Origin of the sequence: Fluviicola taffensis DSM 16823 (genome assembly GCF_943372375.1) — a bacterium.
In the GTDB taxonomy this organism is placed as follows: domain Bacteria; phylum Bacteroidota; class Bacteroidia; order Flavobacteriales_D; family Crocinitomicaceae; genus Fluviicola; species Fluviicola taffensis_A.
Genome location: NZ_CALRYJ010000017.1, coordinates 1 through 12,234 on the forward strand (window position 1 = coordinate 1; position 12,234 = coordinate 12,234).

The window sequence follows — 12,234 nt, forward strand, 5'->3', positions numbered from 1 at the left end:
TTAATCCGACTCACTAAACCATCGCGTTCGGTTACCCATAGATGCGAGTTTCCTTCCACTTTGATTTCCCATGGAACGGATACATCATCTGAAAGCGTGTCGATATAAAGAGTTGTTGAGCCGATTACCTGCGTCTGTGAATGAACCATCGGAACAAGGACAAACGAACTAATGAAAAGTAATTTTTTGAATTCCATAACCGAAAATTTAGTTTATTGATTCTGAAGTTAGGAAAACCAACGTCGGATACAAAAATATGGGCGTTAATTAATGGTAATTCTTAACTTTAAAAATTATCAATAGAGGTATTCAAAACCAATAATGCCGGGTCCTCACATTTTTGCATGGAAGCCCGAAACCTGCCCTGAGTTCATAGCTGTCTTACCGCTTTTCTTCCATAACCCCAAATCCGGAATAAAAATACGATTATTGATTTTGTTTCCTGAAATTGGAAGGAGAAACTCCAACTGATTTGGAAAATAAGCGGATGAAATACTTGTAATCTTCATACCCCAACTGAAAGGCTATTTCCTTGATACTTTTATTCGTAAAACAAAGCAAACGCTGTGCTTCCCGAAAAACTTCCTGTTGGATAAAATTGGTCGCAGAAAATCCGGTGATCGATTTGATCGTATCGTTTAAATAACTGACACTGATATTCATCTGTTCACTATAATCGGAAGGCTTTTTCAACGCTATGAACTGTTCGCGGACCAATCTCCTGAAGATTTTCACAATCTCTATACTCCTCGATGAATATTCCAAAATGAGTTCCTTTTCCTGCAATTGAAATAAACTGGCAGTTTTGGAAAAGAAACCATTCACCAGGTGTCCGATGATGGGATTTTTGATGCTGGAATCTCCTTCTTCAACCTCCGAACGGATTAACTCAAAAAGTGAAGAAAACCATCGGAGTTGTTCCGGATTAAATTGAATTAGAATAATATCGGAAAAGGATTCCTGGATGGATGCTGAAGCGGTTTCATGAATGAATTTCGGGTCAAACGCAAGAATCCACCCTTCAAATCCATTCATTCCTTTTACCTGATGCATTTGACCTGGATAAGAGACCAATAAAGAAGGTCCTTCAACTCTGACATCAATAAAATCAATATTGTGATCAATCGTTCCTCCTTCTACAAAAAAACAAGTGTAATGATCGTGTCTATGAGGGGATGATACTATTTCCTTTTCAAGAAAAGGAATCATCTCTTCCGTCATTCTGAAAATTTCAATTCCACGCGTTTTTGCGGGTAACTGGACTAATTGAATCTGCTCATTATCCATTCTATTTCTTTAAGACCAAAATCCTTGTGCAAAGATTCGCGCTTCAACTTCCGGAATTCCTTTTAGTTTCTTTCTCAATTGTGAGACCATCGGAGTGTTTCCCGCGATGCAAATCGATTCATAGTTAGCCAATTTTTTCGACATAAGCCATTGCTCCATTACACGAATGTTATTCTCATTTTCCTGGTAGAGGAATTCAAATTCGGGATTTTTCTCACTTAAATATTCCGGAATATGGTAAGCTTCATGAAGAAAAACAGCAACATCCAGTGGAAACTTGTCGCGATCAGTCAATTGTTTCAAACTCAAAACATGTCCGAGGGCGCTCAAATCCACCAAACAGAGAATTCTACCTTCTTTTGACGGAATCTGCGCTGCATGCACTGCACCAAGCAGAATTTCATCACCTGTTTTGATTTGTTGTGCCCAACGACTTCCTGCTCCATCATGACCGGCTTCTGCATAGATTTTAAATGTTCCTTTTTCCGGATCCCAGCAGGAAGGTGTATAATCACGGTATTCCAAATCTCCAACCCGGCATTTCACCCGATGGATTGTTTTCCATTTTTGCGTTTCCAATGTCGGGAGATGCACCTCAATTTCAACCATTGTTGATGGATTCCAAAACTTCACATCGCTCACTGTAGCCGAAGTAAGCATTTTATCAAATAAGCCGGACATCGCTTTTTTCAGAACATTTGCCATTGTTGTTTTTTTGACAAAAATAGAAAGCCGGCAACGGAGATATGTCCAACAGAAGACCTTTAAAGGTGGACAAATCGCGTTTTTATTATTGAACCAACAACTTTTTGATAATCGTAATTTGCCCCAAATGGTAGTGCATGTGTTCCACGATTCCGGCAATGTTCCGATACATGGTCCCGTATTTCGGATCGATAAAATCCTCCGTCAATCGTTCGTCGGGTAATTCCTCAATCATTAAAGCTGCTTTTTCGGCCTTCAACCAGGCGTTCTTCTGCAAATTCTCCCAGGCTTCCTGTGATTCAATTGCGGGTAAATTCCAACTTAACTCATCTTTCCCTACCAATTTATGCTCTTCCAAAACGGTAATCAGGACCTCCACATAGTAAGTCATGTGAAAGCTCAGTGCCGCAATCGAATTCAGGGAATAAACCTGCGTGAGCGCTTCTTTCCAACTCACATCGGACAAAGTGGTTTTCAAATCGGTTGTCGTCCAATTTCCACCGAAATGAACATCTCTCAGCTGTTTTGCCATTTGTTTCGCTAAACTCATTTCTTGAATCGTTAAAGTTTTCTGCCAAATAAAGAACCTGTACTCTGATATATCACATCAAGATCCCATTCTTAGCCAAAATAGGTTCCGGAACATCTTCCACACCAATAGCTTGAAGCATGTCAATTTCGATCGTCCGGGTAATATTTGTAATCGGAACATCGTAAATCAAGCCTTGGAACGGATTCTCCGAGTACTCACTATTTCTCTCTGAAAAATAGAAAATCCAATTGATGATGGCTGAAAACGGAATCGTCAACCACATAAAATTTTCTCCCTGTTTATTCAATTCCGTTATCAAGGCAAATGGTAGCAAGAAACTGAAAATTCGCAGTGAAATCCGCAACATAAATGAAAACTGCAAGGGATATGGGAAATTCTTGATCCGCTCATTCTTTCCCTGATCGTCGAGTAATTTATTGATTTGATTCTGAAATTCGATCAATCTGAAATCTTCAATCAGGTTGGCTTCCCGAATCTCAGCCAATCGCTTCCCTTGATTATTCAACAACTGAGTTGCAGGGTTTGCAGAACGAATAACGGCACTTACTTCTTCTTGACTCAAATACCGTAGTAAATTTTGTTCCAGATCGGTTTCAATATTGAACTCTTCCTGTAATTTCCCCCTGAATACATTGTGATATTTTGCATCACGCTCCCACGGCTGGCGTCTATGTCTGAGGTAAAATTTATGTGCATACATCCAAGCAATATGTCGATTCACCAGATCTTCTTTTATTTCTTGAATTTCCTCCTTGCTAATATTCTTGTTGGCGTGATTTGTAATATATGCATTCAACATAATCGCCCATGCCCTGCTATCATTGACAATACTTCCATAATTCTTTCTTGCCTCGTATAAACGATCATAGGAAGCATTGCTTTTGAAACCTAAAAAGAAAGCCAGAGCGGTACCAATCAATGAAACTGGTAAAAAAGGAATGGATATTAATTCCCACTTGGAAAAATGATAGGTGCAAACCACGATGGCGCTCCAAACCACATACACGATGATTTGATTCCGCGAAAAACTCAGCGCTGCTCTGGTGGGATTTATAAATTCAGTGTACATAAAAAAGGGTTCAAAAGTTCAAACGGTTCAAAGGAACCAACTAAATAGTCATACTAAAAGTAGTAAAACTTTCAGATTAGGTTTTTGTATAAAAATACAACGCTTTCTGTACCAGCAATTCAATTCGTTCAATCGGCAAATCAACATTCGGGTCGATCAGAAAGATCTTCATGCGTGAGCGTTTTTCTTGCAGCATAAATGGTTCATCAAAAAGTTTTCCTTCAACAAAACCAATATAGGGCTGCTTGTACTGTTTGTGAGTCCAGAAATAACAAAACATTTTTCCCTTGTAACAGAAAAAGGGCATTCCGTATTTCAGTTCGTGTGTGATATTTGTATCTTGCTTCAAGATAAAATCTCTCAATGCGAGCATCGTTTCCTTAACAGAATCTTCTTGTTTTAAATAAAATTCGATCAGTCCACTCATCTTTTCTCTTTTGAAAATGAATACGGAAAATCGCTTTCTGTGAACTTGCGATTCATCCCGGGTGTTGAAACCATCTTAAAATCAAGCACGGATCCTTTCATCAATTCCGAATGATTCAAATACAATTTGGAATATTCCTTCGAATTCAATTTCACGGTCGAAACATATCTGTTTTCAGAAGAGTTTTCAGGAGCATTCAGTACGATTTGTTTCCCTCCATCCAGATGAATCACCGCTTTTTTAAATAACGGAGCTCCAAGGACATATTCATCCGTTGCAGGACAAACCGGATAAAATCCCAATGCGGAGAAAATATACCAGGCAGAGGTTTGACCGTTGTCTTCGTCTCCACAATATCCGTCAGGTGTTGGTTTATACAGGCGATTGAGTACTTCCCTGACCCAATAATGGGATTTTTCAGGAGCACCGGCATAATTGTATAAATAGATCATGTGCTGAATGGGCTGATTTCCATGTGCATATTGTCCCATGTTCGCAATTTGCATTTCCTTGATCTCGTGGATCATTCCTCCGTAATAACTATCGTCATAAATTGGTGGAAGACTAAAAACGGAATCCAATTTTGAAACAAAGCGTTCGTTCCCTCCCATCAGGTCAATCAATCCTTTTACATCGTGAAAAACGGACCAGGTATAATGCCAGCTGTTCCCTTCCGTAAATGCATCTCCCCATTTGAAGGGATTGAACGGAGATTGGAATTGTCCATTCGCATTTTTTCCACGCATCATTCCGGTAGCCGGATCAAACAAGTTCCGGTAATTCTGACAACGTTTTGCGTACAAATCTATTTCTTCCTGCGGACGTTTCAGTGCTTTCGCCAATTGATAAATCGCAAAATCGTCGTAAGCATATTCCAGGGTACGGGCTGCATTTTCATTGATATTGACATCGTAAGGAACATACCCCAGTTTGTTGTAATGTGCCACTCCAAAACGACCCACAGCACTCATAGGTCCTTCATTATTTGCTCCGTGAAGCAATGCCTCATATAGTTTTTCGATATCATAGCCTCGCAATCCTTTGATATATGCATCTGAAACAATGGAAGCCGAGTTATTCCCGATCATGATATCTGCGTATCCAGGACTGGACCATTCCGGAAGGAAGCCACCTTCCAGGTAGTCGTTCACCAACCCTTCCTGCATTTCGGCGTTGATTTCCGGATAAACCAAATTCAACAAGGGATAAAGCGCCCGGAATGTATCCCAGAATCCCGTTCCTCCGAACATTTTCCCGGGAAGTACCTTTCCATTATACGGACTCCAATGCATTTCTTTTCCGGCAGCATCTATCTCGTACAATTTATTGGGAAAGAATAAGGTTCGGTACAAACAGGAGTAAAAAGTCTTCATTTGCTCATCGGTTCCACCTGAAACTTCAATTTTACCTAACATTTTGTTCCATTGATTTTCTGCTGCGGTCTTGACTGTATTGAAGTCTTTCGTCCCTACTTCCCGCTGTAGATTCAATTCAGCCTGTTCCTCTGAGATGAATGACGAAGCCACTTTCAATTGAACTTGCTCCCCTTTCTTCGTTTTGAATCCAACCACAATCCCTGAATGATTGGAAGTCGATTCTTCTTTCTTTCCAATTAATTTCCCGTCAGAAGCAATGGAATAAAATTCGATCTCCCGATCCAGATAAATGACAAAATAGTTTTTGAAGTTGGTCAGTTTCCCTCGTGCATAGCGCTTGGTATAACCTACGATTTTGCGCTCTTTTAGAAACACTTTCACATAAGACCCGCGATCCAAGGCGTCAATTACAATGAATGAACTGTCGCTTTTAGGAAAAGTGAACCGAAAAACAGCTGCGCGTTCAGTTGGGGTTATTTCGGTTGTCACGTCACAATCCGCCAGGTAAACACTGTAATAGTGCGGCTTTGAAACTTCCGATTTATGAGAAAACCAGCTTGCCCGCTCATTCTGATCAAAAACCACTTTTCCACTTCCCGGCATCACGGCAAATTGTCCGTAATCATTCATCCATGGAGAAGGCTGATGCGTTTGTTTGAATCCACGCATCTGATCTGCACTGTATTGATAAGCCCAACCATCACCCATCACATTTGTTTGCGGAGTCCATAGATTCATTCCCCAAGGCAGCCCAATTGCAGGATAGGTATTTCCGTTGGAAAGCTCCATTTTGGAATCCGTTCCCATCAGCGGATTGACGTAATCGACCGGTTTTGTTTGAGTAAAGGAGGAAAAAGGGATCAATAAAAAGAGTAGTTTCTTCATCATGTTCTTCAAAATCATTCACAAATTACGAATCATTCTCAACTCTACCATAATCTTCTATTTCCTACTTTTTTCCAAGGCAGAAAAAGTAGGCAAAACTGCCTTGTCCCAATTACCACCTTCAAGCAGCCTCCCGTTTCGGATTTATCCACGGAAAGGCGGGATCAGGATCCAAAAATGTAAACCACAGCAGTTTTACAAACGCTGTGATTTAACACTTTCCGGGATCAATAACCGAAACGGAAGGCTTTTTCTTCCATGCTATAGATAATAGGGCGGGTAATGATTTTGTTTCAAAGTTGAAAATTTCTCTGTCGTGTAATTGGGTTTTTGTCCACTGTTATAAATCCTAGAAACATTACAATAACAGCTTATAGAAAATCCCATACCTGACAAACCGGTATCCGACAGTCCGGTATCTGCAGAAGAGATCTAATCCCTTCGTTTGTGTTTATCGAAATATTCCTGTAAAGTCATTTTGTGCGGTTCGAATTTGTCATTTTGAACCAGGATACCTTTGATTCGGTCCAAGCGAAAAAAACGAAATTCCTTGCGCAAACGACACCAGGCAAGCAGCAACCAATTTTCATTCACCGTGAGCAAGGCAAAAGGCTCAATGATTCGTTCACTGGTTGCATCATCATCTGCCTTTTGGTATTTCATCTTCACCAGATTGAAGTTGGTAAGCGCCAATTGAAGGGATGACAATTGGTTACTTGTCCGGTTATAAGAGCTATTCTGATCGATTGCAATCCGGTCTGACAACAAATTCGCCCCGTCCTTTGCACTTTCCCGAAGAACCGATTTTATTTTCGTGATCGCATCCGTAAAATCCTGTATAAAGGAAGCGTCCTTGTTTTTCAGCACGAATTGTTCGGCGGTGATCAATGCATTCGCTTCGCGTTCACTAAATGTCACCGGCGGAATACGATAACCTTCCATAAGCGAATAGCCCTTTCCTTCTTCGGTAATGATGGGAACCCCCGATTGTTCGAGTGCCCGGATATCGCGGTAAATGGTACGGACACTGACATCAAACTTCACCGCAAGCGAAGTAGCCGTTACCAAACGTTTGGATTGCAGCTGCAGTAAAATCGCCGTTAGACGGGAAAGCCGGGATGTTTCGTTGTCGTTCATTTATATTCCTTCTATTTAAATGTTACACGAGATGTCTGGTTCACCCTAATATCTCCCATTTTCACTTTCGCAATTGAAGTACTATCCGTTATCCAAGAAGATTTCAGATCAAAATTGGCAACTACCCGTTCATCAATCTCAAATTGATTGATCGGAATTTCCTTTTCCCGACCTTTCGAAACAATGTATTGTTGATATGCACTTTCCTTGTCATAATCATATTGATACTCGATATTCAGTTTTGAATTTTTCAAAGAACTATTAATCACAATTTTTGCAGCATTCTCTGTATCTCCGTGTCTCACTTCATCTATGTCATAAACCATGGTTTCCATGATATAAGTTTCGTTCAATGAATAAGGGAAACTGTAAGCCTGAAAAATATAATTGAACGAATTCATCATGGTATTCATGATTGGTGTCATTTTCTCTTTCATCAATTCGCTTACTCTTGTTTGAATTTCGGCTTTCTTCTTTTCATCGATGTCCATTTTTGATGAAGCAACATAATTATTCATTATCGATACGATCATTTCTTCGATCGATTTTCCCAATTCCTCCTGATTCTTCACATCAAAGGCCTGTCCGGTGTTTTTGTTTACCAGGAATGAATATTCGAAATTCGAGAACTTTTGCTGCAACTCAGCCATCATAATTTCCATCATCTCTTGTATTGAACCCGTATTTATCATTTCCGATTTCAAGCTAAAATCCGGATTGATAGTTATCTGTTTGAATAAAACTTCATAGATCGTGTCCCGTTTGCTTACAATTTTGATCTTGTAGTTCGAACTGGTTCCTGTTGACATAAAGAGTGAGTCAGCCTGATAGATTATGGTGGAATCGGTCTGATAAACTGTTTTTTCCGTACCGACGGTCCAATTCACATTCACATATTCCGGGTCTTTGTCCGTTTGGGAATAGCCAATTGCCGTTCCAGCAAGAAATGCCATTACAATTGATATTTTCATCTCCGTTTTTACTTTCTTAATTTACAAATTAGCTTCCCGCTTTCACAATCGGAGAAACTTTAGAGCCTATCAATTCAATGGCTTTCATCAATTTTTCATGCGTCAATCCGGCATCCATTTGAAAGGTGAACCGGGTGATTCCTCCCAAAGATTCACTATGTCGCAGAATTTTCTCTGCCACTTCCACCGGATCTCCGACCAATAAAGCACCCAGTGTACCATTTTGCGCATCGAACCGTTCTTTCGTAACGGGTGGAAAACCTCTCTCCTTCCCTATTTTGGTAAACATTTCCGCATAGCCGGGATAATAGTCTGCCACAGCCTGATCTTTACTTTCCGCCACATAACCAAGTGAATGCAATCCCACTTTCAACTGTTTCGGGTCGTGACCTGCTTCTGCTCCGGCTTTTTTATACCCATCGATCAAGGGTCTGAATCGATGGGTTTCTCCGCCAATTACTGCAACCATGAGCGGCAATCCCAATTCTCCGGCACGGACAAAGGAAGCTGGTGTTCCTCCAACTCCAAGCCAAATCGGAAGTTTTTCCTGCATGGGACGTGGATAAATTGCCTGATCTTTCAATGGTGCGCGAAACTGTCCGGACCAATTCACCGTTTCATTCTGTTGAATCTGAAGCAGCAGATCGAGTTTCTCAGCAAATAACGCATCGTAATCATTCAAATTGAAGCCGAATAAAGGAAATGCCTCTATGAACGAACCTCTTCCGACCACCATTTCTGCTCTTCCGTTCGAAATCAGATCCAGTGTAGCGAAGTTTTGAAACACACGTACCGGATCGGCTGCACTAAGAACGGTTACAGCACTCGTCAGGATAATCCGTTTGGTTCTGGAAGCTGCAGCCGCTAAAATCAGTGGTGTAGCCGAATCCAGGAACTCCTTTCGATGGTGCTCACCAATCCCGAAAATGTCCAGACCAACCTGATCGGCCAATTCGATGCGTTCCACTAATTCATTAATCGCCTGAGCATTACTGATACTCTTATTTGCCGGCACTGCAGCAAAACTGTCTATTCCTATTTCCATGTCAGAATAAAAATAGGCATTAATTATTCAAAAAATGAATTATAAATGGTTGGTTTTATTTCCATTTATTTACATGATCTATCTCCTCATCGCTCATTTGATTTGACAATGACTTAAGTCTCGATTTCAATAGCAATTTCCGTCCTTCAAGGGTACGTGTAAAGATTAAATAACACGATCCTACAAGCTGACTCCATTGCAACATGAAGTATTCGGCTGAACTTTTATTTTTACCAATAATATCTGGAACAGAATGATAATCAACCTGTTTAAAAACACCTATCAATCTACTCCGTCTTTCAATTACATACCTTGGATTATCAATTAATCCAACTATTTCTTGCAAAGAATTGATAAATGTGGATTTCTCAAAAGTGGTTCCTCCTTCTAAATGACAATATACCCCTCCCCATCTATTTTTAGATGATTCCACTTTCAGTTTTGATTTTTCGGTATGTATAACTCCTGATTTTATTAGTGTATTCAATAAAGCATTTCCGATTTTTTTCACATCCTTTGCAATATCCCGATACTTGATATATAATTTCAATGTTTTATATGCTGATCGTCCAAAAAAGACAAGTCCTCCAATACCAATAACAATTAGATAGAAGTAAAAATCTTGCAAAGATCTTATATTTCGTGCCGACCGACTGATTCCATTAAGAATGGTTTCTAAATAAATTAATGCGGAAAAACCTAAACTGGCAATTAGACTTGCAATAGTTTTAGTTAAATACATTGATTTCACTTCCTGATAACTTTTTTCATGAGAGAATGGAATCTTAATTTCTTCAATTAGGATAACGCCTGCTTCAAGTGCTATGTTCCATCGTTCTTTCAAAGCCTCACGATTAGCTGCAAATAACCGAATCTCTTCATTTTTCATAGCCACCGTTTCCTTTTGAACAAAATTCTTTGGTAAATTCAAGCGATCAATTCCATTTTCAATTCCTGGTTCATCTTTAAAAGAAACACCAACAAAACCCTTAAATCTTCTTTTTAACAAATCCAAATCCTCACCCCCACCTACGGAAGTTGGATCAATAGTAACTAAGTGCCAAATGTTTCCTGTTTTTTCTACATTATCCTTCTGAGTTCTGATAGCTCTTCCACGCATTTGATTCGACAGGACAAATGAACCAACAAAACTTGCCAAAATCAACGAATTAATTGCTGGAGCATCCCAACCCTCGCCTAACAAAGATTTAGTCCCAATGAGAATTTCAATTTCTCCTTGTTGAAATATTTGAGTTATAATCTGAATAATATCATTTTTAATGCGATTCGTCTGTACTATTTGAATGTAATTTGAATCATAAGGAACTGTGATTGTTTCAATCTCGGAAAGACCACATTTCGCCGATTGCATTTTAAATTCCGCATGAGCAGATTTTGGAATAATGATTAAAGAACCTGTTAGTACTCCTATTTTTTTATTTTTCAAATTTTCTCTCCTGAGCTTTTCAAAAATAGGAATTACACCCAATCTATTAATATCCAGAGTGTTTTCAGAGGAGTTTACAAAAAATTCTTTACGAATGAAATCTGAAAGAATCACCATTCGTAATTTATTCTTGAGTTGATCATACTCAAAGTCTACAATTTCATGAATACTATTCAGTTTACCAATACTAGAAGTTAAAGATTGTGCAATCTCAACATTCTGAGAAAAGTTAATTTGTTTTCGTTCAATTGCACCAGATTCTCTTAATCTGGTTTCCAACCCTTTCCTATGTCCATCGAAGGTTTTAAAATGTTCTTTCTCATTGAATAAATAAAAGTCTAGAAGTGTTTCCATCCATTTATAATCAAGCAATGGCACATCCAATTTCTTATCTCCTATTACCTCTAAATGTTTTTCAGGAATTATTATCCCATTCGCATTTAGAAAAATTAAAGTCGCACAATAGTAAGTTAGATTATTATAAATCCAATCTAATCGAGATAAGGGATCAATCCAAATAGGATGATTTTTCAGAGCTCTTATTATGGTTTCATCATTTTTTAATTCCAGAAATTGTCTTTCAATAATTTGTCGGAATTTGTCAATTCTTTGCTTTTCACTTTCAGAAGGAAAATTGAAGTAAACGTAGTCTTGATGCGGACATAAATCACCCTCAATCACTAATTCAGGAACAGAAATTTCAGCATCTACAGGTCCGTTTAACTGAATATATCTCTGCCACTCATTTAGAGTAACATCATAAGGTGGCGTGGCTGTTAGCCCCACAATTACAGGATCCAGTCTTTCTTTTATTTTGGTTAAGGTTTGCCACCATTCATTTTTCAAATGGTGAGCTTCATCCACTACAATTGTTTGGATACCTGCGACTTCCAATCCTTGAATAATTTTATTCACATTCGAACCAGTCGATTTCAAATCATTATGCCCTGCTATCTCCTCCTCTTCATTTTCTTCCTCAATAATAATTAAATCATCGCATGCCGCATGCATTCCCTGGTAAGTTACAACAGTAAGGAATCCGGGATTTCGAATGTCACGAGAGATCCAATCGGGGGTGATTTCAATTTGAAGAAACAATTCACAAAACCGCTGAATCCATTGATTTCTTATAGCTATTGATGGTGCTAAAATAAGCGTAGGGTTGTTCAAGCGAAGTGCTACTTCAAGCCCTAAAATTGTTTTACCTGAACCAGGAGGAGCGATTACATGTAAGTGTTTATCTGTTAAATGGTCTTGTAATTCATCCAAGACACGTTGCTGATATTTTCTCCAACTGTATTTGAAAGTTATGTCTTTAGGAAACTCTGTCAC

The 12,234-nt window shown here is 39.1% G+C and carries 11 protein-coding genes; all 11 read right to left on the bottom strand.

The annotated features are described in order from the left end of the window. The coding region (locus AAG807_RS17965; RefSeq protein WP_341906967.1) for a hypothetical protein at positions 1 to 197 on the bottom strand (197 nt) is incomplete at its 3' end. A gap of 229 nt (positions 198 to 426) precedes the next feature. Beyond that, positions 427 to 1,287 (bottom strand): AraC family transcriptional regulator, encoded by an 861-nt coding sequence (locus tag AAG807_RS17970; protein WP_341906969.1) that lies wholly within the window; start codon positions 1,285 to 1,287, stop codon positions 427 to 429. A gap of 9 nt (positions 1,288 to 1,296) precedes the next feature. Further along, entirely contained in the window at positions 1,297 to 1,992 is a 696-nt protein-coding gene (locus AAG807_RS17975; protein WP_341906974.1) for a siderophore-interacting protein, read from the bottom strand. An 85-nt stretch (positions 1,993 to 2,077) separates the two neighbouring features. Continuing rightward, positions 2,078 to 2,542, bottom strand: a complete 465-nt coding sequence (locus AAG807_RS17980) for a DUF1572 domain-containing protein (protein ID WP_341906977.1) — start codon at positions 2,540 to 2,542, stop codon at positions 2,078 to 2,080. Between the two features lie 52 nt (positions 2,543 to 2,594). Next, the gene (locus tag AAG807_RS17985) at positions 2,595 to 3,614 is read right to left on the bottom strand and encodes a bestrophin family ion channel (RefSeq protein WP_341906980.1); all 1,020 of its coding nucleotides are present in this window, start codon (positions 3,612 to 3,614) and stop codon (positions 2,595 to 2,597) included. Between the two features lie 76 nt (positions 3,615 to 3,690). After that, positions 3,691 to 4,041: a DUF1801 domain-containing protein gene (locus AAG807_RS17990; RefSeq protein ID WP_341906983.1), complete on the bottom strand. Its 351-nt coding sequence runs from the start codon at positions 4,039 to 4,041 to the stop codon at positions 3,691 to 3,693. Continuing rightward, positions 4,038 to 6,302, bottom strand: a complete 2,265-nt coding sequence (locus tag AAG807_RS17995) for a GH92 family glycosyl hydrolase (protein ID WP_341907189.1) — start codon at positions 6,300 to 6,302, stop codon at positions 4,038 to 4,040. Before AAG807_RS17995 ends, AAG807_RS17990 begins: the two co-directional genes overlap by 4 nt. Before the next feature lie 432 nt (positions 6,303 to 6,734). Further along, entirely contained in the window at positions 6,735 to 7,439 is a 705-nt protein-coding gene (locus AAG807_RS18000; protein WP_341906984.1) for a YafY family protein, read from the bottom strand. 11 nt (positions 7,440 to 7,450) lie between these two features. Further along, a complete protein-coding gene (locus tag AAG807_RS18005) occupies positions 7,451 to 8,410 on the bottom strand; it encodes a hypothetical protein (protein ID WP_341906986.1) in 960 nt (319 codons plus the stop codon). Between the two features lie 28 nt (positions 8,411 to 8,438). Next, complete coding sequence (locus AAG807_RS18010) at positions 8,439 to 9,455, bottom strand: LLM class flavin-dependent oxidoreductase (protein WP_341906990.1); 1,017 nt, start codon at positions 9,453 to 9,455, stop codon at positions 8,439 to 8,441. Positions 9,456 to 9,510: 55 nt separating this feature from the next. Further along, positions 9,511 to 12,234 carry a DEAD/DEAH box helicase family protein gene (locus AAG807_RS18015; protein ID WP_341906991.1) on the bottom strand — a complete coding sequence of 908 codons (2,724 nt, stop codon included), beginning with the start codon at positions 12,232 to 12,234 and terminating at the stop codon, positions 9,511 to 9,513.

Coding starts and splice junctions, on each gene's coding strand:
- AAG807_RS17990 (WP_341906983.1), bottom strand. CDS start 4,041: ATGAGTGGACTGATCGAATTTTATTTAAAACAAGAAGATTCTGTTAAG.
- AAG807_RS18010 (WP_341906990.1), bottom strand. CDS start 9,455: ATGGAAATAGGAATAGACAGTTTTGCTGCAGTGCCGGCAAATAAGAGT.
- AAG807_RS17970 (WP_341906969.1), bottom strand. CDS start 1,287: ATGGATAATGAGCAGATTCAATTAGTCCAGTTACCCGCAAAAACGCGT.
- AAG807_RS17995 (WP_341907189.1), bottom strand. CDS start 6,302: ATGAAGAAACTACTCTTTTTATTGATCCCTTTTTCCTCCTTTACTCAA.
- AAG807_RS17980 (WP_341906977.1), bottom strand. CDS start 2,542: ATGAGTTTAGCGAAACAAATGGCAAAACAGCTGAGAGATGTTCATTTC.
- AAG807_RS18000 (WP_341906984.1), bottom strand. CDS start 7,439: ATGAACGACAACGAAACATCCCGGCTTTCCCGTCTAACGGCGATTTTA.
- AAG807_RS18005 (WP_341906986.1), bottom strand. CDS start 8,410: ATGAAAATATCAATTGTAATGGCATTTCTTGCTGGAACGGCAATTGGC.
- AAG807_RS17985 (WP_341906980.1), bottom strand. CDS start 3,614: ATGTACACTGAATTTATAAATCCCACCAGAGCAGCGCTGAGTTTTTCG.
- AAG807_RS17975 (WP_341906974.1), bottom strand. CDS start 1,992: ATGGCAAATGTTCTGAAAAAAGCGATGTCCGGCTTATTTGATAAAATG.